We start from the raw sequence: 23,872 nt of genomic DNA on the forward strand, positions 1-23,872 counted from the left end.
CCTACCAACTCTAGGGGCGGTGTGCTGGGTTCAATTGTGCTAGGTTGGAGAGAGAATGATCGTCGCTACCTTGTGTTGCCTGATGGGCCTGGCCCACCCCCTCCAAGCCTCGGTCGTGACCACGGGGTCGCTGTTCGAAGAGATGGTCGACCTCGAAGCCCTCACTCGGTTTCCGAACCCGTCGTATCGAACCGTGCAGTTCTCCTCGTACGACCGGCGCAGCAAGACTCCGGGCGGGCCCGACTGGTTTGCCAACTCCGACGGCTTCGGCGGGGAGCCGATTCCGAACTTCGAGAAGGTGCTCAAGGAGCCCGACGCCAACGGGGTCGGCGAGTACCTGATGGCCGACGTCGAGGGGTCCGGCGCGATCGTCCGCCTCTGGACCGCCGCCATCGCTGGGCGCCTCCGCGTGTACATCGACGACATGACGAAGCCCCTCTACGAGGGCGAGGCCGATCCCTTCTTCCGGCGGCCCTACCACGCCTTTCCGCAGGTCAAGGCGATCGACGAGGGGCGCTTTGGCCGCACGGTCTACCAACGGGACGCCTCGTACGCGCCGATCCCCTTTGGGAGACGACTCCGCATCGTCTGGGTTGGGAATCTCAAGGAGATCCACTTCTATCACATCAACGTGAGGGAGTACGAGGGGGCGGCCCGAGTGGCCTCCTTCGCGCCCGAAGACATCGAGCGCTACCACGAGACCATCGATCGCGTGACGCAGACGCTGGCAGAACCCGAAGGGGGGCAGGTGGGCGACTCGACCAAACCCATGCAGGCTGACCTCGCTCCCGGGGAAACCAAGGAGTTGCTGAGCCTTGAGGGTCCCGGGGCGATTCGAGACTTCTGGCTCCGCCTGGGGGCCGACCATCTGGATGCGGCTTTGCGCCAAACGGTGCTGAAGATCTCGTGCGACGGCTTTCCCCGGGGACAGGTTCAGTGCCCTGTGGGCGACTTCTTCGGGGCGGCGCCCGGCATCAACCCGTACCGTTCGCTGCCCTTCTCCGTCGACCCCGACGGCCGCATGAGTTGCCGATTCGTGATGCCGTTCGCGAAGACCCTGCGGATGACCGTCACGAACCTCGGAACGCAGACGGTGCATGTGGCCGGCGAAGCTCACCCGACACCCTATGTTTGGGATGAGTCCTCCATGCACTTCCGCGCGGGCTGGCGCGTCGGGAACGACCTCGTCGCGTCGAACGTAGACGTGCAGGACCTTCCCTTCCTGATCGCGCGTGGAAAGGGGATCTACGTCGGATCGACCTCGATCCTCCTCAACCCCTCCCCGATCCCCACCCCGGCCGGCGACTGGTGGGGCGAGGGGGACGAAAAGGTGTTCGTGGACGACGACGTACGCCCGTCGACCTTCGGGACGGGCTCCGAGGATTACTACAACTACTCGTGGTCCTCGCCGGACATCTTCACCTTCCCGTACTGCGGGCAACCGCGCAACGACGGCCCGGGCAACCGTGGGTTCGTCGCGGACTACCGCTGGCACATCTTGGACGGCATCCCGTTCGCCCGATCGATCGATTTCAGGATGGAGCTGAAGAGCCACGAGCGGACGCCGGGCATGTCCTACGCCAGGACCGGCTACTTCTATGCCCGCCCGGGCACGCTCGACGATGTGCCGGACATCCAACCCGACGATGTCCGGGAGCTGCACCCGCCCGTGTGGCAACCGGCAGCCAGAGGAGCGGCCCGAAACTCCCAGTTCTACGAAGCGGACCGCGTCGTCGGGGGTGCGAACACGTCCATCCGCTCGGGCGCGATCTGGTCCGATGGCCAGGCGCTTGTCTGGAAGCCCCAGGCCATCGGCGAACGCAAGATGGTGAAGTTGCCGGTCGCCATGACCGGGAAGTATCGGGTCCACGTCACCGCGGGCTTAGACCCGAGTTCCGGGCTGGTATCGATGTGGCTGGACGGCCACCCGGCCGGGCCGCCCAAACCGGTCTTGCTCGACCTGTTCGATCCGTACCGAACATTGTCGAGGACGTTCTCGCTCGATCCCGCCGACCTGACGGCAGGCGAGCACACCGTGGTCCTCGAGTATCGGGGTGCGAATCCGAAGGTGTCCCACCCGGAAATCACGCTCGACTTCTTCTGGGTGCAAAGCGCCGGCTAAGACCTCACACCCCCTTCCCGCTTACTGCCACCGTGAGGGCGCCCGCGTTCGTCTGAACGCGGAAGGACGCTTGCTTTGTCCCAGTGGACGACGGGGTGAAACGAACCGTGAGCGTTCCCCAGGGCCACATGTCGCCGGGATCGACTTGGTCCGGGGTCCCGGACTCAAAGAACTCGCCAGTCAGGACATGGTCGAAGTCGGTGTGCGTCCCCTGGAACCCGATATCGGTCACCAACAATGCCGTGCGTCCGATCGAGAGCACTATGAGATTGCGCGTCCTTTGCTGGCCTACTGGGACGTTGCCGAAGTCCACGGGGTTGGGAACCACCAGGCCGTCGGCCTGCGACTCGACGACGCGTGTCTCCAGATCGATCGACACCGTTGGCCGAAGGCGATCGTCCGTAGTCAGGATCAACGAGGCGCGCCGGACCCCAGGTCCGCCGGGCAAACATGCGCCCCCAACGACCAAGATCTGCCCAGCTCCCAGGGTCACCGGTGCGAAATCGGCGAGATTTCGGGCGGGGATGAGGTTTCCGGCACGGCGCAGGCGGTCGTACTCCGGCCCTTGGCGGCCCGCTCCCCTCGGCAGCAGTCCGAGCATCGGCGAGAACTCCGCGGCCTCATCGCCTTCGACCCGCGCCCCCAGAATATGCATCGCTGCCGAGCCCGCATTGCGTAGCGCCCCGAAGGTCGTCGGCGAGAGAGACAGAACGTTCTCAACGGCCCCCTCGTACCGCGCTCCTTGGGTCTCGATGCGGCGGGGCATCGAGAATCCTGTCCGAACAAGACCCGATACTTGCGGCCAGACAACGATGGAATGCCGCTCGCCATTATCGGTCTCGTTTCCAACGTCGTCGAATTCGACATCCTCTTTCGAGACGCCACCGGCTCGATCGAACAACAGTTTCTCGCCATCGAAGTGGGTGCCCCGTACCTCGACGTCCAAGCTTCGGACCGATCCACCGATCTCCATCTCCACGGTGCCGATGCTCGCGAGCGCCATCTCCGCCTGGATCGCAAAGGCGAGCTTCGCCAGTTCGCCCTGCGAATTGGCGACCTGGAAGTAGAACTCGGGCGGCTCCCGCCACGGCCGATACGGCTGATCGTGCGTGAATTCAACCGCTCCCTCTTCGACGAGAATCACGCCCTCGGTGGTTGGGATCGCTTCGGAACCATCGTTGCCATGCGTCACTTCCGCGCCCCCGCTCCCCAGCACTGGAGAACCTCCGAAGAGCACGGCATTGCCCAGGCGGCGGGTGACGTCCGCATCCGCCTCGATCTCTATCTCCATCGGCCACGCGACCCGGGGGTAGCCATGTGAGTCCCGAGGGCCACGACGGGGTTGCAGCGTACGAAATCGTATCCTCTCAAGATCGTCGGCTTCGGCATTGAAGAATCCGAAACCTGAGAGGCAGGCGGCGTAGTGATCGCACGAGGTTCGCCCGCACGGGTCGGGTGCCAGAGCGGTGACCAGCCGATCGGGACCACCCCCTACGGCGAACCGCGCGTAGCCGTGCTCCACCTCCATGACTGCCTTGTCCCAGGCCAGCACCGCATAGTCCACCCGGATCCGCCACGGAGCATTCTCTTCAGCCTTGGCGTCCCCGTGCGCAACGAGTTTCCATCCGTCCGGAGCGTGGAACGCCTCTACCCGTACAGAGAAGCCTCGCGCGTCCACCGGCCCGTCGGTGAATTCGACCGCGAACCCGCGCAACACGGCCGCGGCCGCGCTGCATCGGAAGGGCAAGTCGAGATCGATTGTCTGCGAACTGAGCCCCGATCCCGAAGGGTTCGCCAACACAAGGAAGCCCTGGTTCACTGCCGCGGCCGGAAACGGCTCGTGCCACACGCGGAAGATGAGCTGGGGCGCCTGAATGAAACGCTGCTCGCCCGTCTCCGGATCGTCGTCATCGGCGTAGAACTCAAGCTCCACGTAGGCGATCCCTGCGTCCCGATCCGTGACCCCGAGGTGGTTGAATGCTGTCCCCTTCGTGATCCGACCGCGCTGAGAACGTCCGCTCGCCAGAATCCCGCCCGACGCCTCGGTGACGATGCGCCCATCCACATCGTAGGCGATCAACCGGCAGTCGGACGCGGGAATAGCGTCTGGCCCGCCTGGTTCGTCGAGAAAACCGAAACTCAGGCCGACCGCTCGTTGCAGTTCGTGGAATTCGATGATCAGCGTCGGGCGCCGTTCACCTGGGTCCGGCTCGCCGCCGATTTGCCTCTCCAATACTGCGGCCGCGTGGAACTCGGTCGGTTGCATCTGGCCCATCTCATCGTCGACCTGGAGCTGAGTCCTTCGAACACGTGGGGAGTAACCCGGATCGGAGGACCGCATCGTGAATGCGTTGCCGGCCAGCTCGGGCCGGTCCCCGTTGGAAACGCCCTCGAAGGTGGCGAAACTGGCAAGGCCTGGCATGAACTCGCAGACGAACTCGTCGTCCTCACGAATCGCATCCGTCTTCAGCGGTTGGTCGGCATCGTCCGTGCGCGCCTCGTGGTAGTTGGCCCACCACTCGAGCCTGTTCTCGGAGAGATAGTGGCAAGAATCCCCCAGACCACGCCACGACGATCCAAATCCAGGCGGGTGCAGCGAAGGGAATGCTTCCCGGCCCTTTTCGAGCGTATGGAGCAGCTTCTCCCGAACGTGGCTGTGCACCCGTTCGGAGGAGCTCTCGGAGAGGCGGGGGATGAGACTCTTCTTCTTCGTCTTCCCCGTGCTCCGTTGTTTCGTCCCCTTCTCCTGCGGCAGCTTTTTGTCCTTTGCCATGTCTTATCTCCGTCTTCATTCCACAGAGAATGAGCGCGGATGTCAAGAGGTGCGACGTAGCGAGTCCAAGCACTCTACTAGTCTTCAAGGCGGGCACCAATCCTCGAGAAGGAAACATGAACTATGATAACGCCATGGGGCCACGGCCGTGTTGACGCTGCTGGTGTACGGGATTCTGCAACTGGGGAGCACCCAAACGCTCTCATTGGAGTTCGTTGGCGCTCCACTCTCGCGGATCGTCGCGGCCGTCGCCGACCAAACCAAGCGCGATCTCCGAGTGGATCCCTCCCTTGCAAACATGATCGTTGTCGCGAAGGTGAAGCACGTCTCCACAGACGAGTTCGTGCGACACCTTGCCATCGTTGTGGATGCGCAGTGGAAGGAAGACGGGAACCGTCGAACGCTCGTGCGCTCACCCGAGACCCTGCGCGGTGAGGCGAAAGAGGAGAACACCGTTCGCTCGGCCGCGGTCGAAGGTGCGCTCAAGGAACTCATCAGGCAGGGCAATTCCTACGGTACGTCCTACGAGCGGGCGGAGCGAATTGTCCAGACGATGGGATCGGAGTCAGCCCCGGGTCAAGCGGTGCCTTCATCCCCCGCTTTCTGGCTGATGTCGAGTCTCGTTGAAGGGCTAGGCCCCTCGGAGTTTGTTTCGCTCGAACCAGGCGTGCCCAGGGTCTACAGCAATGCACCAACCGCGGCTCAGCGGGCGTTCCCGCGGGACACGACCGACCTCTTGAAGGCCTATCTGCAAACCGAGGAAGATCTCCGCAATCTCGTATCGAACCTCGACTCTTCGGCGCCAGTTGACGAACTCGGCAAGCGGATCGGGCGTCCAGACGGAATCAGGAAGTTCGACCTGTTGGTGACGCAAACCAACGACGTCTTCAACCTGCAACTTCGCGTCTACGCTCCAGATGGACGTTGGCGAGGGGCCGACTTCCGCACGTTCGCCGCGCGACCGGATGGGTGCCCCCTGCCCAAGGAGGTCAGCGATTGGGACCTCCCAAAGAATGCCGAACTTCCACCTCTGGGGCGAGAGCTTGTGCCGCACCTTCAAGCTGCCAACGCGGGAGCGCCGAGCACCACGGCTGCCTCCCAGGCTCTATTGAACGCGCTCGCAGACCCTGTCAAATTCGACCCGATTTCCTTCGTTCTTGGCCCGAGTCTCATCTCGATCGCGGAACACGAAAACCGGAACCTCCTCGCGAGCGTCAGCGACGATGTGCTCGATGCGGCCGATCCACCAGGTGCTGCCCAGACGACCGATCTGCGGCTTTTGGCGGTGAAGCTCGCTCAGGCTGGGTACGAGATCAGCGTCGATGGCGATTGGTTGTTGATCAAACCGCGCCTGGCACTGCGCGCGGACGCCTTTCGCAGTTCGAGGGCAGCCCTTGCGACCATGATTCGCACCGCCCGGGCGGAAGGTCGCGTCAGTTTGCGCAACTTCGCAACCTACCGATACGCTTTGGGAACGGCGAGATTCGATCTCGGCAGGCGAACCCTGGGGCTCCTTCCTTTGATGGGCGCTGAAACCCCCGGTCCCAATCAGTTTCCTCTGAGCACCTCTCTCCTCGGGCTGCTTGGCTCCCTGTCGGACTCCAAGTGGAGAGACCTCATCGATGGGCGTCCAATCGAGGTGGCCCAACTCGGCAGCGAACAGCTCGAGTTGTTCCGCGGGTGGACGAATCGGGTACTCGGGCTCTATCGCCTCGATGTCGCGTTCAACTCAAGGTCCATTCCCGAAATCCTTGAGAATGGATCGGAGTCCATGCCTGACCGCATCCCTCAGAATTGCTATCTACGAGCCGCGTCCGTATCCGAGCTTGTTGTCAGTCCCAGGGTGCCCGATGCCAAGCCATGGTCGACCATCATCCTCTCGCCAGAAACCTTCGCGCACGGGTTCGCGGAGGCCTTTGCCGCGTCGCACGCGGCGACGCTCGAGGAGACCATCGCTTCCCAACCTGAGCTAGCCGATCAACCCTACGACTACGGCCGATCGACTGCGACGCGATTTTGGTGCGAGCCCATCCGCGGTGTCGTCTACGAGGAGACCTACCTGGAACCCCCGGTTACTCGATCAAGCCCAGTCCCCTATTCCCAACTTCCTGCGAGCTTTCGGGAGGCTGTCAATCGAGCCCTCAAGCGATCTGGACATGGCCGACGGGCCGCAAACACACTCGGCTTAGACGGACGGATCGAGAGCTTGCTTTGCTCCCGGCCAAGGACCGGCGTTTCCCAACGGAGCCCCTAGTCTGGGTCTAGCCTGACATTCTTGAATTCGGTCCACGAGTAGTCGCGAGTTTGGAGTTCGATGAGATCCACGTCTTGAATGCGTCCCTGGAAGAAGAATTCGGACGGGAGAGATTTGCCCGATTCGGTCATGGCTCCCGATGGACGCATCTCCTTCCCTGACTTATTAAGTGCGATGAGGCGAAATGCTCGTCTTTGGATCGCTTTGGGAAGATCCACCGTGACACTGAACGCCTCGAATTGGCCCGCGACGAAATTGCGATCTTCGCCCTCCACGGGGGCTGGTGGACTCTCCGGCTGGACGAACAAGGAGAATTCCGATCCTTGGCTAAGGACGAATTTGCCTCCGTCGTTCTTGTAGGCACTGACCGTAGTCCACGGCTTGGCAGAGAGACCAATCGCTACGTTCACCGATTCAAGGGTGCCCATTTCTTGGCCAACTGCAGCCAACCAGTACTCTTTGTCCTTGTCTGCCGGGTAGGGCTGGCTATTCTCCAGAATCGTGTAACTGGGGAGCTTGATTTCGCCGCTGCCGATTCTGAATGCCACCGAAGGCACCTTTCCCGCCGAAACACCATCGAAACGGACCACAAAGGACCGCATGCGGCCGACGTTGGCTGCCGGCTTTTCCAGACTGTGGACCAGTCCCTCGAGGGAGTCGGGGAAGACCCACTCCTTCAGCGGAACCCCGTTGGGACTCCAACTCTTCTCAGCAGCGTCGTCGCTCACAGCGGCAAGCTGCAGCTTGATGCCGTCTACGTGGGCAATCGTGTCCATGGGGCCGGCTGGGGCCGCATGATGGACGGCAACCCGGCGTCCGCAGCCCGCCACCATGCCCACGATCAAGATCGCGGCGAGGCCATGATGCAAGAAACGAAGGGTCCTCATGGTACTTACTTGAGTCTAGTATACGGCGCGTCGGGCCAATTCGAAGGAGGAGCACGAGTGTCTCAGGGCAGTAGCTGCCTGCTCTTGGTGGGAGTCGCTCCCCTAGGCTGTGGCTCAAAGCGGGGTCGCATGGTGGGCGTCCGTTCGCCGCACCCAGTCTGAGTCCAGCATCCGTTGGACGGATCTGGGCTAGGGATCGCGATTCACCTGTTCTCGTTGGATACCCGCCCACCGCTCCGGATCGCTGACAATGCCTCGGGCCAGCCACCGTTCGCCGTTTGCATCGACGAACTCATCCCCCTCGAAGAGCGCGACCACGTGGGTCCCGTCCTTCAGATGCCAAGTTCGGTGCGGGACCTTCTTGAACTCGACGATGCGAAGACTGGATCGTGGCAAGACAGCTTGGTATCGGGGACCTCGGTTCTCAATGAGCTCCTCTTTCGTCACTCGGAGGACCGTTGGGCCGCTTCGGGTGCTCAAGAGGTAGTACGCTTGCACCACTAATACCACCGCCGATAGGACCGCTAGAATCGCCGAAAGCGCCCTTGGGGCATGCACGATCTTCGGCTCCCTGCGTCGATCAATTGCCATGCCTGCGAACATGAAGATTGGAAGCAAGGCGATCACCCAAGTCTCTTGAACAAACCAAGACAGGATGAGCGCGCACAGGAGCACGAGCGTCCGGCACACCATGTTGCGCCCCGTTCGAACGGCAAACACGGTAACAACGAGAAGCAGGGCAATCACATTCGGAAGGACCGCGAACGAATCCTGTACGGATTCCACGAACCGATGCTCCATGAGAGCATTGTATCAAGAGCGCAAGATCCCCGGTTGCGTGAGCCAGTATGACCACGCACCTAATCAACCGTAACGCTCCCGCTCGAAAGGGATGTCCCGCGCAGCCGTGCCGACTCTGAGCAACGGCGGAGACACCCGCGGAATTGGGATGCCCGTGCCTTCGGTTGTCCCGTCGGGATCGCCGGGCAGGCGTCGACACCTCCGACGCCACAGGGCGTTGAGGCCGGCAATTGCACCCACAATCGCCCAACATCCTATCCCGATTGCGGGATCGTGCACGACAATAGCGATCTCAAAGGACAGCATCCCCGCCACAAAGAGGACGAAGACACAAACTCCGAGAACGACTGCGAACCGACCCATCCACGTGCATAGGAACGAAGGCACCGGCGAGCAATGCCGCGGGCCGCGCCAAAGCCTCCCGACCTCGATCGGCTCGTCCCAGAAAGCCATGGTTTCATAGTACGACGACTGGCCCTGGCGGAGCTCTGGCAACGTTGCGCCGTTCGAACTGGTCGTCGGAATCTTCGGTGTCCGAGAGTCAGTCGTACAATGAGATCGTGATGATCGCCTTGATCTTTGGAGCGGCGTTCCTCGGTCAACAGGTGCCGGACGATCCGCCGCTTCTGCGCAAAGAAGCCAACCTCACGTGCGCCGACTGGGCGAACGTTGCCAACCACTACATCGCGATCGGGGAACGAAAGGCCGTCGAAGAACTGCTTGATCGCACCTCCGACAAACCCTCCCGGTTCGCGATCTCCAACGCTCATGCAGCTCGACTGTGCAGGCTGTTGTATATGCCTCACCCCGGCAACGAACTCCGCGGCCCCAGGGTCTACGATTCGTGGCTTCCTGACGGCTCCACTGCCCTTGATCGCTGGCCTGAGTTTCCGTTTGCCGAGCAGGACGGAGTGTGGTTCTGGGTAGGTTCCAGATCCCCCGCGGGAACGACGGGAACTGAGGAGCCAGTGGGAGACTACGTCCGGTACTGCGAGGCCCACGGCGTCTTTAGGTCGCAGCCTCTTATGGTTCCATCCACTGCGCAAGCCATGAAGGCCCTTGAAGCACTGCTGAAGTCCGATCGGTGGGATCCGAAGTACGGACAGCGCTGGAAGGCCTCAGCCTGGTTCCTTCGCGGACAGACCGAGTATTGAGGATGGCGTGGAGTGCGGAACGCCATCGGGCTGTTGTCTTACGACACCATCTGAAGGACAATTCGCCAACCAAGGACCAAGGACCAACAACCAAGGACCAGACCAAGTGCCCAGGGTGGGACTTGAACCCACACGGCCTTGCGGCCAACGGATTTTAAGTCCGCTGCGTCTACCATTCCGCCACCCGGGCCAGCGCGAGGTTACCTGTCAGAATGGGACTCGGGATTCGGGATTCGGGACTCGGGTCCATTGCATTCCGGCCCCCGGGTCGCGCATAATCTCAGAGCGCTTTTGGACCGAGCGTAGGCTTGCTGGCGTTCAGCGGGCGGAGACCCATCATGGCGAAGAAGAGCGAAGCACGGGAAATCATCCGGATCGTGTGCACCGAAGACGGCAAGAACTACTACACGACGACCAAGAACAAGCGCAACACGACCGAGCGCCTGGAACTCATGAAGTACAACCCGCGGCTGCGCAAGCACACGCTGCACCGCGAAAAGAAGTAAGGACGAAACCATGCCACTGCCCAAGAGACGACACTCGCACCAGCGCACGGCCCTCCGCCGCACGCACTACACCGCGGAGATGCCCGAGATCCAGGTGAACAAGCAGGTCGGCGGCGAGCCGTACTTCCTGCGCCACAACGCCACGCCAGACGGCTACTACAAAGGCCGGCGCCTCCCCGGATTCAAAGACAAAGAACAGGGCTGATCCCAGACCCGCCCACAGGACCTCGGCTGGACTACCCGCCGGGGTCCTTTGCTTTTGGGAACCCTAACGCGAGGACTTGACGCGGGTGCCGAACGGGCTGAGCTCCCTCGCCTCTACCACGTCGCGCGGCTCCCATCCCGGAAACGGCCGGCCCATCAGGGGAGGCTCCGGAGGCTTCGCCTCTTCGTGCGGACCCACGAGGATGTACAGCATCACCAACGCCCCGATCGCGAGAATCCAGTAGGTGGCGAGGCTCACCTCGTTCAGATCGTTCCAGGGTGCCACCACCGGGGACGGTTTCACCTCCTCCCGCGCGTGGGAGGACGGCGAGTCCGACACGGGCGGGCGGAGCGCGAAGGTCTCCAGCCGAGCGGCTCGAGACTCCAGCTTGTCGATGCGCTCCTCGTGGTCTCCCAACTCTTGCGTGTGCTGGGCGAACGCCCTTTCGAACCGCCGCTCGAAGGCCTCGCCGCGGATCTCCGCCAAGAGCCGGCCCACCTCGATGGGATCGGCCCCCGTGGCTTCGATCACCGCCGCCACGGTCGGACGCGGGTCTCCGCCAAACTCGCGTTCCCCCAGGCGCTCCAACAAAGCGCCGACCTCTCCCTCCTCCAGGTGCTCCTGCAGCAGGGCCTCTCGCTCGAACCGATGGTCCATCGACACTCTATGATAACGTACTCCCGAGGATTTTTGGCGCGAGGCTCCCTTTCCCCACCACCCATCCGCTAAACTCTCGCTGTGGTCGTCGAGCTGACCGTCGAGAACATCGCGATCATCGAGCGCGCCCAAATCGCACTCGGTCCCGGCCTCACGGTGCTGACCGGGGAAACGGGCGCGGGCAAATCGCTCCTCGTCGATGCCATCGAACTCGCTTTCGGAGCGCGCGCCGACTCCGAACTCGTTCGAACGGGCACCCCGCGCGCATCGGTCTCCGTCGCGGTCGACGTCTCCCACAGCCCCGAGCTGCGCGCCCTTTGCGACGCCATGGGCGCCGCGATCGACGATTCGATGCTCTACCTTCACCGCGAGGTGTTCGCCGAAGGAAGGTCGCAGTGCCGCATCGCCGGCAAACTTGCGCCGGTCGGCACCCTTCGCCAGCTCGGTCTGGCCATCGTGGATCTGCACGGGCAACACGACCACCAGGCCCTGCTCGACGTGGACACCCACCTCGGCCTCCTCGACGCCTGGATCGGCGATCCGTGCTCCGACCTCCTCGCCGAGACGGCCGCTGCGTACGAAGCCGCGGAGGCCGCCCGAAAGCGGCTGCAGGCCGTCCGCACCGGTCAGCGCGAACGCGAGCAGCGCCTCGACCTGCTGCGCTACCAGATCGGCGAAATCGAAGCGTTCGGGCCGCGCGTTGGCGAGGGCGACGAGTTGGAGGCCCAACTCTCCCGCCTCCAGCACGCCGAGCGGCTCACCCAGGTCGGCAGCGAGGCGCTGCACGCCCTCGCCGACGACGAGTTCAGCGCCCTCGAACGCCTCCGAGCCCAGGTCAAATCCCTCCAGGACGCGGAGCGCCTCGACGCCTCCCTCGGCCCCATTCTCGAAACGGTCCGTGCAGCCGAAATCTCGCTGGAAGACGGACTCCGCGACCTGCGACGCTACGTGGAGAACGTCGAAGCCAATCCGGAACTGCTCCAGGAGACCGCGGACCGGCTGGACGCGCTCCGCCGCCTGCGCCGCAAGTACGGAGACGACGAGGCCGCCCTCCTCGCCTACCTCCACGAGGCCCACCTGGAACTTCAAAGCCTCGAAGGACTCGACCAGGACGAGGCAACCCTGCTCGCCGCCTACAACGAGGCCGCGGCCTCGCTCAAATCCACCTGCGCCAAACTAACCGCCCTACGCCAGGAGCGCGCGGCGGAGTTCGAAAAGGAGGTCGCCGCCCAGCTCGACGACCTTGCGATGCCCGGAGCCCGATTCGAGGCCCGCTTCGCACCCAAGGAGCCCGAGGCGAACGGCGCCGACCAGGTGGGCTTCTTCTTCTCCGCCAATACCGGCGAACCCCCGAAACCCCTCGACAAGATCGCCAGCGGCGGCGAGATCTCCCGCGTCATGCTGGCAATCAAAACGGCCATGGCCGGACGCGCGGGAGTTCCCACGCTCATTTTCGACGAAGTGGATTCGGGACTTGGGGGACGCGCAGCGGCCGTCGTGGCCCAGAAGCTCGGAGAGCTGAGCGCTCACTACCAGGTGGTCGCGATCACCCACCTGCCTCAAATCGCGAGCGCCGCCACCACGCACTTCAGGATCGACAAGGAGGAGGTGGGAGGACGCGTGGTCACCCGCGTCCACGCACTGAATCCGCAGGAGCGCGTCGAGGAGATCGCCCGGATGATCGCCGGGGAAGAGGTCGGCGACTCCGCGCGTGCCCACGCCAAGGAGATGATCGGGGACGGGAATCGGGATTCGGGACTCAAGAGGTAGAGGGGCGCCTCTCGGATGGAAACCTCATCAGCGGGACGAACGTCAACTTCACCGTTGGGGCATCGCTTGGCACCTATATCGGGCAGACCCCGTACCATGGGTGGACCCACGGCCGCGTCAAGAAGACCGTGATCCGCGTAGGTCTCGGCGAGGGCGAAGTGATCAAGGAGTGGACCAACGAGGGAGAACTGGTGGAACTCGGAACTCTCGAACGCCTTGGGACTCTGGACAAGGCTTTTGCCATCCGTTTTGCGAGCACCCACTTCCCGCACGACTCGGTCGTCAACTTCAAAGTTCATGCGGAAGCCGCTCTGCGCGACGCGGCTGGAGTCACGGCAGACCTCGTCGTCGATGTTGAGGGCAACCAAAGGGCTTACAACCGCGGTCTGTTCCTCGCGACGCAAGAAACGTACAACGGAGTCTACGTCATCGATCCGGGTGGGATCGCCGCCGGTCTGGCCAGAGACTGCGTCGACGTGGCGCGACCCCGGGTTCAGGGCATGGAGCACGTCGTCGAGCCGGCCACCTCCTCCGAAGCCCAGAACCAGCGCCAAACGGACCTCGACCCGAAATTCAAGCGGAACACCGTGTTCGTCGCCATCACGCACGGGTCTCCCGACGGCATCCGGGCCTCGCATACGGACGAGATGCCTTGGGATCCCGCCTCCAATCCGCAGTCGATCACGGCGATGGTGCATGACGGGCGTGGGAGCGTCCCGCTTTACAACCTTGTGCTTCTCCTCGCGTGTCAGACCGCCTACAACGGCTCCTTTGACCGCGTGTCCAAGCCCTTCGGCATCCGCAGTGTGAATCCCGGGCCCATGACCCCGGACCGGTGCGTCGTCGCGTTCACCACGGAGGTCGGCACTGAACGCAACAAAGAAACATTAGCCCTTTGGACGGCGAAGTTCTTGGACTATTTGGGGCAGGGGTATACGGCGAAGGAAGCCATAGACGAGGTCAGAAACGACAACATCTTGATCTATCCACCGGCAAGGGGAGCTTCGGCGGTCAATCCTGTGGTTGTGGGCGACACACTGACGAAGCTGTCCGGTTACTACGAAACTTCAGATTCAAAAGGAGCGGTCAGCGCATGGTACTTGGTTCTCTAGCATTGGTCTGCGCGTTGGTGGGTCAAGGGGGGGTGTCGATCGAGCAGGCCCGGCACCGCCTGATGGGGTTCCGGGACAGCATCATGTCCCAAGCACTGGGAAACGGGATCGTTACGCCCCTGGACATGGACTTGGACCTGCGCGAGACCCGGCCGGCCGTGTACTTGTTCTATGCTTCCAACTGGTCCGGACGAATAGACCGGGCGACAGGCCGGGTCAGTTCCTTCCGCGCTGCGGGAGACTGGGACATCCGCTGGCAACCGGGTATCGCTATCACCGCGGAACGCTGCAGGGAGTTGTCGCTCAAGTACTTCCACGCGGCGGGCTTCGAAGACGACGACCTCCTGTTCCGGGAGATCGTCCCCGCCGCCGAGGAGTTTAACAACAAGTCCCAAGAAGCCGTTTGGAGCATATACGCGCAGCGCGTCCACAACGGCATCACCGTCGATTGGAGGCACCCGGTCATGTTGGAACTCGAACCGACCACCGGCCAACTTGCATCCCTCGTCGTGGACGATCGGGGATCCGTCCTCAGCGAGCCAAGGACGCCCACCACCGGCATCGAGGTGGCACGCCAAACGATGGTCGCGGAGGTGTTCCGGCGCTTCCATGCGAGCACCTTGGAAGAGTCGACGCCGATGTACCTGTGCGCGTTCGATCCGGCAGCAACTTCCCGCGACGAAAGCGACTTCAGCTCCCCCATCGCCGTGCAGGCTCTCAGGCAGGGCAAAGTCTTGCTTGCTTGGGACTGCATGGCCCACCTCACCGACGGGCAGCAGAATGAAAAGTGGATCCGCGTCGTGGTGCACGCCCACTCGGGCCAACTCCTCTTCATCGAAAAGGAAGGAGGGAGCTTCGGCTCGGGCCATGACGCAAAGGCAACCGCTCCCGTCCGCTGGGACTGGGGGGTTGGACCGATCGAGGTCCTGGCGCACGCCTCGGCGTGGAGCACTCCTTCGGGCGACATCGAGAACGTCGAGGGGCCGCCGAAGGCGCAATCGGCGAGCTGGACGCCCGTGATCCTGCGCCGGGCGCGCCTGCTTGTGCGCGCGGAGTTCGACCCGGTCTCGGGCAAAGTGCGCACAAACGCCGGGGTGCGCCCTGTTTACGGCATGCCCAACAAGCATCTCCTTGGAATCCTTCGCTCCGCCGTCGGAGACTCCCGATTCCCGATTCCCGATTCCCGATTCCCGGCTACCGATAATTCTCGAATGAAACGGGAAACTCGAGCTTGATGCCCTTCACGAAGGCGATGGTCTTCTGCAGCTCGTCCTTGTCCTTGCCGCTCACGCGGATCGCGTCGCCCTGGATCTGCGCCTGGACCTTCAGACCCTTGTCTCGAATCTGCTTGATCAGCGGCTTGGCCTGGTCCTGCGAGATGCCCGCCTTGAACTTCACGGGCATGCGGATGGTCAGCCCGGTGCCCGCCTCCTGCTTGCCGTAGTCGATCTGTCGGATGTCGATCCCGCGCTTGAGGAGCTTCGACACGACGATGTCCTTGAGCTGCTCCATCCGGAACTCGTCGTCAGCCACCAGCGTCAGCTCGTCGTTCTCAAACCGGATCTCGGCCTTCGTGCCCTTGAAGTCGTACCGGTTGGCAAGCTCGCGCTGTGCCTGGTCCACGGCGTTGCGGACCTCTTGCTTGTCCACCTTGGACACGATGTCGAAAGAGGATTCTTTGGCCGCCATCGGAGGTTACGCCTTCTCCAAATCGTCGCTGCGGCACAGCACCACGTAGTGCGCGTCGAACGCCAGCTCCTCGGGCGTGAGCTGCTTCTTCTGCTCCTCGCTCACCGAGTTCACGAACTTCTCGCGCATGCGCTTCGTGGACTCCTTGTGCACGCTCGCCGTGACCTTCGTGAGGGAGTCCGGATCGATCTTGACCGCGATCTCATCCTTCGCGTAAGTGTTTTGAACGACCCCGACGAGGCCGGCCATATGCTCGTAGTAGCAGCTTGACGCGCGATCGTCGTCCGTCACCGGGCGTGCCACCACGCGTACACGATCGCCTTCTTTCCAGTTGGGCATGGGAGAATTGTACCTGTGGGCACGACCCCGGGAGCCCTAGTGTCCGTACCCCTCGGCGCCGCTCTGGACCTTCCCGCGGAACGAGTGGAACAGGTAGCTGAAGTAGCCGATCGCGAGCACGATCGCAAGAAGCCACCAGATCAGCCCCACGCGCAGGCTCAGGGCACCAGCCGCGGCGTTCTCCGTGGTCAGGTTGTTCGCCGCATCCACCGTCGAGCGCAACAGAATGGGGAACACGCCCGCTGCCGTCGCCGCCAGCATCGACGCCAGGAACAGGACCGAGCCGAGAAACGCCTTGAGTTCGAGCCCCTTCGTCAGGAAAACGCGCATCAGCACCGCGCCGGCCACGACGCCCAGCGCGAGAATCCACGTCCACGGGCGGCCGATCAACTGCTCGTAAAGCTCGGGCCGAATCGAATGGGTGGCGATCGTCGCCAACACGCCCACCAGCACCACAACCCACCAGAGCACCCGTGCCGCACCTCTCGCCCGAGCGTTCAGCTCGCCCTCCGTCTTGTACACGAGGAACAGCGCCCCGTGCAGCGTCAAAGCGGCCAGCGCGAAGACGCCCACCAGCACGGTGTACCAATCCAGCACGCCCTGGTCCGGCCAAGGCATAAAGTTGGTGAAGAGCGGGCCGCTGAAGTAGCCATCGGGCCCCAACGGCACCCCGCGGATGACATTGCCCAGCGCCGCGCCCAGCACCACGGCCATGAGCAACGAGGAGAGGAAGAACACGCCGTCCCAAAACGATCGCCACAGGTCCGCCACGACCATCGAGCGGAACTCGATCGCGATTCCCCGGAGAACCAGCAGCCACAACGACATCATCAGGGGCAGATAGAAACCGCTGAACCCCGCCGCGTAGACCCTGGGAAACGCGAAGAACAACACTCCGCCGCTTGCCAGCAGCCACACCTCGTTGCCGTCCCAAATCGGTCCGATCGAGGCAAGCACCGTGCGGCGCTCCGCATCGTTCTTGGCCACAAAGAGGTGAAGCACACCCACCCCCAAGTCGAACCCGTCGAGCACGACGTACACGGCGAGCATCACGGCGATGATGGCGAACCAAACGGTTTCCATGGCTAAGCTTTCGCCTCCCCATCCGGACCAGCGGCGATCTGCCGGACCACCAAGTACAAGAACAGCACCCCCATCACCAAATACAGGCCCATGAAGCCGAGCGCGCTGAACACGACGCTTCCGCCGGCAACCTGGGGCGAACTCCCGGCGCCCGTGCGGAACAGGCCATAGATCAGCCAAGGCTGCCTTCCCAGTTCCGCGGTCAACCAGCCCATCGACGTCGCGATGTAGGGAAACGGGAACGCGAGCATGAGGATCCAAAGCAACGGGCGCGACTCGAAGAGCTTGCCGCGCCACAACATCCAAGCCGAGACGAGCGCGAGGGCGATGAACAACGTCCCCAGCCCCGCCATGATGTGGTACGCGAAGTAGAGGAGCTCGATGTTGTCCGGATGCTGGTCCTGGGGGATGTCGTTCAACCCCTTCACTTCAGCCCCGAAGGAACCGTACGCGAGGTAGCTCAGCACGGAAGGCACGACGATTGGGTTGTCGAGCCTCCGGTTCTCCACATCGGGCTGGCCGATGATCGCCAGCTCCGCGCGGTCGCTCGTCTCGAATTTGCCCTCCATGGCCGCGAGCGCCGCGGGCTGGTGTCGGGCGAGCATCTTGCCGTGCTGGTCCCCGGTCGGAAAGAGCACGATGATCGAGCCCACCAGAGCGGTCACCACGCCAACCTGGAGAAAGACCTTGGCCTGCTCGACCGAGCGGCGCGAAAGCAGATAGTACGCCCCCACGGCGCAAACCACAAATCCGCTCGTCACCACGGACGCCGACATGTTGTGCAGGTACTGCCAAAACGCCCACGGGTTCAAGAGGTACGCCCACATATCGGCGAGCTGCAGCGTGCCGCGCGGACCGATCTCGTAGCCCACGGGGTGCTGCATGAACGCGTTCGTCGCGATGATGAAGTAGCCCGAGAGCCACGAGCCGAGGAACACCATGATCGCGGAAACCAGGTGCCACTTGGGGCCTAGCCGCTTCTCCCCAAAAAGGAACATGCCGAGGAACGCGGATTCGGCAAAGAACGCGAACAACCCCTCGAGCGCGAGAGTGAGCCCGATCACGCCCCCCGAATAGTCCGAAAAGCGCGCCCAGTTCGTGCCGAACTGAAACTCCAGCGGGATGCCGGTCACCACCCCGACCACGAAGTTCAAGCCGAAGATCTTCGCCCAGAAACGGGCCGCCACGTTGTAGCACTCGTCCCCTCTTCGGATCGCGAGCACTTTGAACACGACCAGGATGAGGGCGAGCCCCATCGTGAGCTGCGGAAACAGATAGTGGTAGGTCGCTGTAAATCCGAACTGGAAACGACTCCAAGACTGAGCATCCATGACGGTCTTCCAAGCCGAGGCTACCTCGATTCACCTCGTATGCAAGTGGTCGTTTTTCACCCCATTCTCGAAGGAAGGGTAGCCTCGGCGCATGGCTTGGACGCCGGTGTTGGACCGATGGATCGACGAAGGCTTTGCTGCGCTCGAAGGACAACGCATCGGCCTTGTCTGCAACCAGGCGACCGTGGATACGCGCTTTCAGCACATCCTCGATGCGATCCTCGTTCCGCACCGCGAGGGACACCTGCACGTCCAAGTCGTCTTCGGCCCCCAGCACGGGCTGTGGGGGTTCCAGCAGGACAACATGATCGAGTGGGAGGGCGGAGTCGACCCTCGTACCGGACTCGTCGTGCACTCGCTGTACGGCGAGCACCGCGAGCCGACGCCGGCGATGCTCGAGGGAATCGAACGCCTGGTGGTGGATCTCCCCGACATCGGCAGCCGCTACTACACGTTCATGTGGACCCTGGCCCTGTGCATGAAGGCTTGCGCCCCGCTCGGCATCCCGGTCACCGTGCTCGATCGCCCCAATCCCTTGGGCGGGCGCCGCGAGGGCCCCGTTCTGGACCCGGCCTTTGACAGCTTCGTCGGCCTTCTCCCACTCCCCACCCGGCACGGGTGGACGCTGGGCGAGTTGGCGACCCACTTCCAACGCGCCCACTTCCCCGCTTGTGAACTGCACGTCGTCCGTTGCGAAGGGTGGAACCGCGCCGATCACCTGGACGAGACCCCTCTCCCCTGGGTGGTCCCTTCCCCGAACATGCCCACGCTCGAGACCGCGATGGTCTACCCCGGGATGTGTCTCCTCGAGGGCACGCAGCTCAGCGAGGGACGCGGCACGACTCGGCCGTTCGAGATCTTCGGTGCGCCGTTCATCGACGCGTGGGCGTTCTGCGACGCGGCGAACGCCCTCGGCCTGCCAGGGTGTTGGTTCCGGCCCTACGTGTTCGAACCGACGTTCCACAAGTTCGCGGGACAGACGTGCGGCGGAGCGTTCCTCCACGTGACCGACCGCACGACGTTCGAACCCGTGCTCACGGCCATCGCCGCGCTGCAGGTCATCGTCCAGCGGTGGGGGGACGCGTTCGAGTGGCGCCCCGCGCCCTACGAGTACGAGTTCGAGAAACGCCCCATCGACATCCTCGCGGGCAACTCGTGGGTGCGCGAAGCCATCGAAGGCAACACGCCGCTCCCGGCCGTCCGCGAACGCATGGCCGACGAGCTGGCCGCGTTCGACCGCAGGTATCCGGACCCGCGACTCTACTGAGGCGTCTTCGGCGGGCGCACCACGAGCACCGAGCACGGCGCCCCCGAGGCGACATCGAACGACACGCTTCCCAAGAGGAATCGCTCCACCGCGCCGTGGCGCGTGGCCCCGATCACGATGAGATCCGCGTCCTCCTTGCGTGCGACCTCGAAGAGCAGGTTCGACGGCCGATCCAGCTCCATCACCGCGGACGTCTCGCTACAACTGGCTCGTAGCTTCTCGGCGGCCTCGGCGGCGATCGTGTTGCCCGATTCGACATCGTAGCCGTACGTCTCGCCAAAGAGAATCGGGTCCAACCCCGCAGGCACGAGGCTCAGGGGAGCAGCGCAGACCGCGATCCCCTTGGCAAACCGGTCGGGGCCGGCGTCCATCACGCTTTGGAGCGAAGCGGCGGCGCCGTTCGAGCCGTCCACGGCGACGACGATCGTCAGCCGCTCCTTTGCCGCAAGGCGGGCGATGTGCTCTTCGGGCGTGGTCTTCTCCTCCCCACGAGCGACGAGCACCGAGCACTCGGAGTAGGCCACCAATCGGCGCGCCACGCTTCCGAGGAAGAACGCCTTGAACGCACCTTCGCCACGACTTCCCACGGCGATCAGGTCGATCGCGTGCTCGTGCGCATAGTCGAGAAGCACCGAGCCGATGTCGCCGTCCAACACCACTTCCTTCGTTTCGAAACCGGCCGCACGCATGCGTTCGCCCGCTTCACGCACCACGGTGGTCCCTCGGTCGTGGTGCGCCTTCCACAGGAGATCCGCCTGCTCGATCATCGAGTAGGCGCCGATCGGCTGCAACGAGGCCATCATCACGGCGGGAGCCGGCACCGCCGTGGCGACATGCACCGTCGCGCCTGCGGCTCGTGGGAGCTTGGCGAGAAGCGTTTCTGACAGTTGCGAACACGCCGATCCGTCAGTCGCCAACAAGATGTTCATCGTCACTCCTTCGCTGGGAGCACCAGCGCGGTGACTTCGCCGAACCCAACCCGAAAGCCGTCGCCAAGGGCATAGGCGGTCATCGTCACCACATCTCCATCTTCGAGGAACTCACGCTCCTCGAACGTCTCCTCAAGTCGAATCGGGCTCTGGCCCCGCCACGTGAGCTCGAGCAGAGACCCGAAAGTTCCCTCGTCCTCTCCGCTGATCGTTCCGCTTGCGTAAAGATCGCCGACCTGCACGTTCGTGCCGTTGCTCGTCTGATGGGCGAGCTGCTGGGCCATCGACCAGTAAAGGTGCTTCGTGTTGCTGGTGCAGATCGTCACCGGTGCCGTCATCCGGGCCGATTGCAGCCGCACTTCGAGCCGGATGTCGAAGATCTGATCCCCGCCGCGCCGTAGGTGGGGCAGCGGCTCGGGCTCCTGGGCCATCCCCGCGACTCGGAACGGCTCGAGTGCGTCGAGGGTGACCAGCCAAGGGCTGACGCTCGTCAGGAAGCTCTTGGAAAGGAAGGGGCCCAGGGGCTGGTACTCCCACCGCTGCACGTCGCGCGCCGACCAGTCGTTGACGATCACCATCCCCGCCATGTGCCGCTCGGCGTCCGCGACGGCGATCGATTCGCCCAGCTCGCAACCTTCGGCGAGGTAGAAGCCCATCTCCAGCTCGAAGTCCAGCTCGCGCGAGGGACCGAACGCGGGGCCGTCTGCGTCGGGCGCTTTGGTCTGCCCTTTCGGCCGCCGCACCGGCACGCCCGAGGGCACCACGCTCGAGGCGCGACCGTTGTAACCCACGGGTAGGTGGCGGTAGTTCGGAAGCAGGGGCGGCTGCTCTGGGCGGAACATCCGACCCACGTTGCTCGCGTGGTGGATACCTGAGTAGAAGTCGAGGAACGCCCCCGGTCGCATCGGCAGGGCCATGTGCAAATCGTCCGCGGGCGAGCATGCGGCCTCGCGGAGGGCTGCGTCGTCGCGGAGTCGTGGGCTGGAGGCCTCGATCAGTTCGTACAGCGCGCGACGCACCTCGGACAGGGCGGCGCTCCCACCGGAGCGCGCGAGCGATTCGAGGCTCGCGTAGCGGCCCGGCTGGCCCGGCAGCAACCCCTCGGCCGCCAACGCGGGAAGCGAGACCAAGGTATCCCCCACGCGGGTCACCAACGTGCCGTCTCCCTTCATCCCGAAGGGCAGGTTCTGGATGGGAAAGTGGGAATCCGCATCGACGGCGATCCAACTGCGGGCGGCAGGCGGGACGGTGAAGCTCAACGCGCCACCCCCTTCAGCAGCCCCAGCCGCTCCAGGCCCTGCAACGGCTCGTCGATGGAACAGGAACCGAAGCCCGTCAACAACGAGCGCATTTCGGTGATGGCCTCGAGGTCGGCATGAAACTCGCCCCAACCCAGCCCGGCTGCATCGAAGGTGAAGGCGTTTGGCGACGACTCGACGAGAATGGCGGCGACGTCCTGGCGGGATAGCTCGTTGGCCTCGGCAAGCGCCAGGGCTGCGAAGACGTTGAGGAAGCCGTGGGCGTCGCCGCCGGTCGCCTTGTCCCGGTGTCGCAGGGGCTCGTGCAACCCGGCCGTGAGCTTCATCGGCACATCGAGCTGGCGGCACGACTGAAGGAAATCCGCGAGCAGATCGGCGCTGGGGAACGCGGCGGCTTCGAGCCCACCGGTGCGCGCCTTCGCTCCCAACCAATCGGACTCCGCAATCGCTGCGAGCCCGTCCGCCAACCCATCGCCGAGCGGCACCTCCACGAAGACGTCGATCTCATCGAAGCCCTGGAGGTCTTCGATCACGGTCTCCAGGTCGTCGAACGAGGGCGTGCGCACCTCGAACGCCTCGATCGGGCACCGGTCTCCCAGGCTCTCTTCGAACCGGGTCATCGCCTCGGCGTCGAGCGCGAGGCCGTCCTCGAACGCGTCGAGGTCCTTCCCCCCCGTTCCGATGACGGCGAGAGGAATCGATGGGGGCGGCTGCTCGCGCGACACGACCTGCTCGAACTCCATCAGCCGCGAAGCGGGACACACGAAGCGTCCGACGATCCAGGATTCGGCCCCATGCACGAACCGCAGGTAGTTGCGGACCGAGGCGTCCATCGGAAGCTTTGCGGGTGGAAAGAGCCCCGCGTAGTCGATCGACCCTTCCAACATCCGTTCGATCGAAGCGCGCATGCCCAAGTTTAGCAGGGGCGCGTCCCCGTCGGCGGTATCCTTCCATCCAACCTATGTCCAAGCTTCGCGTGCTGATCGCCGACGACGACCCCATCATCCGGCTCGACCTCAAACAGATGCTCGAAAACCTCGACTACGAAGTGGTCGCGGAGGAAGGCGACGGAAAGCGGGCGGTCGAAGCGGCGCGCGAAGTGCGGCCGGACATCTGCATCCTCGACGTGAAGATGCCGGTGATGGACGGGATCGAGGCCGTGAACGTGCTTTCGGAAGAGAACCTCGCCCCGGCGATCCTGCTCACCGCCTACAGCGACCGCGAGCTGGTGGACCGTGCCAAGGCCGCGGGGGTCTTCGCCTATCTCGTGAAGCCGTTCAAACCGAGCGACCTTCCGCCCGCGATCGAAGTCGCCCGCAGCCGCTACGAACAGAACCTTGCGCTGACCCGGGAGGTCGGCACGCTGGCGGAACGCCTGGAAGCGCGCAAACTCGTCGACCGAGCAAAGGGCATCCTGATGGAACGCGACGACGTCTCCGAGGCCGAGGCGTATCGGAGGATTCAGCAACAGTCGATGAACGCGCGCAAGTCGATGCGCGAGATCGCGGAGGCGATCATTCTCGCGCAGGGGACGTGATGGTCAAACACTCGCTCGACGGCCGCAAAATCGTGGTGTGGCTCAGCCTCTTCATCGTCGTGTTCTCGGCGCTTTGCATCTTCGCGGCCAGGCAGGCCGCCGTTGCCGCGGAGGAGCGCTTCCGGCAAGAACATCCCGACGCCATCGAACCCGCCCCTCCGGCTCGGTAAACTCGCACGATGAAACCGCTTGACGAA

At 63.7% G+C, this 23,872-nt stretch carries 22 protein-coding genes and 1 tRNA gene; 11 read left to right on the forward strand and 12 right to left on the reverse strand.

Annotation, left to right across the window (positions count from 1 at the left end; all coding sequences use genetic code 11):
* Window positions 1-55 precede the first annotated feature (55 nt).
* Window positions 56-2,122, forward strand: a complete 2,067-nt coding sequence (locus M9921_01900) for a DUF2961 domain-containing protein (protein ID MCO5295590.1) — start codon at window positions 56-58, stop codon at window positions 2,120-2,122.
* A 4-nt stretch (window positions 2,123-2,126) separates the two neighbouring features.
* Here M9921_01900 and M9921_01905 read toward each other — a convergent pair whose 3' ends face one another.
* The gene (locus tag M9921_01905; GenBank protein MCO5295591.1) at window positions 2,127-4,895 is read right to left on the reverse strand and encodes a choice-of-anchor D domain-containing protein; all 2,769 of its coding nucleotides are present in this window, start codon (window positions 4,893-4,895) and stop codon (window positions 2,127-2,129) included.
* Between the two features lie 148 nt (window positions 4,896-5,043).
* Between M9921_01905 and M9921_01910 the strand changes: the two genes are divergently transcribed.
* Complete coding sequence (locus M9921_01910) at window positions 5,044-7,149, forward strand: hypothetical protein (GenBank protein MCO5295592.1); 2,106 nt, start codon at window positions 5,044-5,046, stop codon at window positions 7,147-7,149.
* On the opposite strand, the gene M9921_01915 is transcribed toward M9921_01910, so the two are convergent.
* Together M9921_01915 and M9921_01920 are read right to left on the reverse strand one after the other, a co-directional pair.
* A complete protein-coding gene (locus M9921_01915) occupies window positions 7,146-8,036 on the reverse strand; it encodes a hypothetical protein (protein ID MCO5295593.1) in 891 nt (296 codons plus the stop codon). The genes M9921_01910 and M9921_01915 overlap by 4 nt on opposite strands.
* A 189-nt stretch (window positions 8,037-8,225) precedes the next feature.
* Window positions 8,226-8,837 (reverse strand): hypothetical protein, encoded by a 612-nt coding sequence (locus tag M9921_01920; protein MCO5295594.1) that lies wholly within the window; start codon window positions 8,835-8,837, stop codon window positions 8,226-8,228.
* A 560-nt stretch (window positions 8,838-9,397) separates the two neighbouring features.
* Between M9921_01920 and M9921_01925 the strand changes: the two genes are divergently transcribed.
* Window positions 9,398-9,991 carry a hypothetical protein gene (locus tag M9921_01925; GenBank protein MCO5295595.1) on the forward strand — a complete coding sequence of 198 codons (594 nt, stop codon included), beginning with the start codon at window positions 9,398-9,400 and terminating at the stop codon, window positions 9,989-9,991.
* A gap of 107 nt (window positions 9,992-10,098) precedes the next feature.
* Here the strand turns inward: M9921_01925 and M9921_01930 are convergent.
* Window positions 10,099-10,181: transfer RNA gene (locus M9921_01930), tRNA-Leu, on the reverse strand.
* A gap of 148 nt (window positions 10,182-10,329) precedes the next feature.
* On the opposite strand from M9921_01930, the gene rpmG reads away from it, so the two are divergent.
* Together rpmG and rpmF are read left to right on the forward strand one after the other, a co-directional pair.
* Window positions 10,330-10,497, forward strand: coding sequence for a 50S ribosomal protein L33 (rpmG, locus tag M9921_01935; protein ID MCO5295596.1), 168 nt, complete (start codon window positions 10,330-10,332; stop codon window positions 10,495-10,497).
* Between the two features lie 10 nt (window positions 10,498-10,507).
* Window positions 10,508-10,702: a 50S ribosomal protein L32 gene (rpmF, locus tag M9921_01940; GenBank protein ID MCO5295597.1), complete on the forward strand. Its 195-nt coding sequence runs from the start codon at window positions 10,508-10,510 to the stop codon at window positions 10,700-10,702.
* Window positions 10,703-10,765: 63 nt separating this feature from the next.
* Here the strand turns inward: rpmF and M9921_01945 are convergent, their stop codons facing one another.
* Window positions 10,766-11,359, reverse strand: coding sequence for a hypothetical protein (locus tag M9921_01945; GenBank protein ID MCO5295598.1), 594 nt, complete (start codon window positions 11,357-11,359; stop codon window positions 10,766-10,768).
* Between the two features lie 81 nt (window positions 11,360-11,440).
* On the opposite strand from M9921_01945, the gene recN reads away from it, so the two are divergent.
* From recN to M9921_01960, 3 genes are all read left to right on the forward strand, one after another.
* Window positions 11,441-13,129 (forward strand): DNA repair protein RecN, encoded by a 1,689-nt coding sequence (gene recN, locus M9921_01950; GenBank protein MCO5295599.1) that lies wholly within the window; start codon window positions 11,441-11,443, stop codon window positions 13,127-13,129.
* A 128-nt stretch (window positions 13,130-13,257) separates the two neighbouring features.
* Window positions 13,258-14,241, forward strand: a complete 984-nt coding sequence (locus tag M9921_01955) for a hypothetical protein (GenBank protein MCO5295600.1) — start codon at window positions 13,258-13,260, stop codon at window positions 14,239-14,241.
* Between the two features lie 32 nt (window positions 14,242-14,273).
* The gene (locus tag M9921_01960; protein MCO5295601.1) at window positions 14,274-15,476 is read left to right on the forward strand and encodes a hypothetical protein; all 1,203 of its coding nucleotides are present in this window, start codon (window positions 14,274-14,276) and stop codon (window positions 15,474-15,476) included.
* Here M9921_01960 and M9921_01965 read toward each other — a convergent pair.
* Genes M9921_01965 through M9921_01980 form a run of 4 tightly spaced genes read right to left on the reverse strand, consistent with a single transcriptional unit; the run spans window position 15,436 to window position 18,683 of the window.
* Window positions 15,436-15,930 carry a YajQ family cyclic di-GMP-binding protein gene (locus M9921_01965; GenBank protein MCO5295602.1) on the reverse strand — a complete coding sequence of 165 codons (495 nt, stop codon included), beginning with the start codon at window positions 15,928-15,930 and terminating at the stop codon, window positions 15,436-15,438. The two genes, M9921_01960 and M9921_01965, sit on opposite strands and share 41 nt — an antisense overlap.
* Window positions 15,931-15,936: 6 nt before the next feature.
* Complete coding sequence (locus M9921_01970; protein ID MCO5295603.1) at window positions 15,937-16,269, reverse strand: hypothetical protein; 333 nt, start codon at window positions 16,267-16,269, stop codon at window positions 15,937-15,939.
* Between the two features lie 36 nt (window positions 16,270-16,305).
* Window positions 16,306-17,352 carry a cytochrome d ubiquinol oxidase subunit II gene (gene cydB, locus M9921_01975; GenBank protein ID MCO5295604.1) on the reverse strand — a complete coding sequence of 349 codons (1,047 nt, stop codon included), beginning with the start codon at window positions 17,350-17,352 and terminating at the stop codon, window positions 16,306-16,308.
* Window positions 17,353-17,354: 2 nt separating this feature from the next.
* Window positions 17,355-18,683: a cytochrome ubiquinol oxidase subunit I gene (locus M9921_01980; protein ID MCO5295605.1), complete on the reverse strand. Its 1,329-nt coding sequence runs from the start codon at window positions 18,681-18,683 to the stop codon at window positions 17,355-17,357.
* Window positions 18,684-18,774: 91 nt separating this feature from the next.
* On the opposite strand from M9921_01980, the gene M9921_01985 reads away from it, so the two are divergent.
* The gene (locus M9921_01985) at window positions 18,775-19,950 is read left to right on the forward strand and encodes a DUF1343 domain-containing protein (GenBank protein MCO5295606.1); all 1,176 of its coding nucleotides are present in this window, start codon (window positions 18,775-18,777) and stop codon (window positions 19,948-19,950) included.
* On the opposite strand, the gene M9921_01990 is transcribed toward M9921_01985, so the two are convergent.
* The 3 genes from M9921_01990 to M9921_02000 are packed head-to-tail and all read right to left on the reverse strand — an operon-like array spanning window position 19,944 to window position 23,046.
* The gene (locus M9921_01990; protein MCO5295607.1) at window positions 19,944-20,879 is read right to left on the reverse strand and encodes a universal stress protein; all 936 of its coding nucleotides are present in this window, start codon (window positions 20,877-20,879) and stop codon (window positions 19,944-19,946) included. The genes M9921_01985 and M9921_01990 overlap by 7 nt on opposite strands.
* 2 nt (window positions 20,880-20,881) lie before the next feature.
* Window positions 20,882-22,138, reverse strand: coding sequence for a fumarylacetoacetase (fahA, locus tag M9921_01995; protein ID MCO5295608.1), 1,257 nt, complete (start codon window positions 22,136-22,138; stop codon window positions 20,882-20,884).
* Window positions 22,135-23,046, reverse strand: a complete 912-nt coding sequence (locus M9921_02000; GenBank protein MCO5295609.1) for a hypothetical protein — start codon at window positions 23,044-23,046, stop codon at window positions 22,135-22,137. Before M9921_02000 ends, fahA begins: the two co-directional genes overlap by 4 nt.
* Before the next feature lie 53 nt (window positions 23,047-23,099).
* Here M9921_02000 and M9921_02005 point away from each other — a divergent pair, with 53 nt between their 5' ends.
* Together M9921_02005 and M9921_02010 are read left to right on the forward strand one after the other, a co-directional pair.
* Window positions 23,100-23,675, forward strand: coding sequence for a response regulator (locus M9921_02005; GenBank protein MCO5295610.1), 576 nt, complete (start codon window positions 23,100-23,102; stop codon window positions 23,673-23,675).
* Window positions 23,675-23,845 (forward strand): hypothetical protein, encoded by a 171-nt coding sequence (locus tag M9921_02010; protein MCO5295611.1) that lies wholly within the window; start codon window positions 23,675-23,677, stop codon window positions 23,843-23,845. The genes M9921_02005 and M9921_02010 overlap by 1 nt, the downstream gene beginning before the upstream one ends.
* The last annotated feature ends 27 nt before the right edge of the window (window positions 23,846-23,872 follow it).

It is taken from the genome of Fimbriimonadaceae bacterium (assembly GCA_023957775.1).
In the GTDB taxonomy this organism is placed as follows: Bacteria; Armatimonadota; Fimbriimonadia; order Fimbriimonadales; family Fimbriimonadaceae; genus JAMLGR01.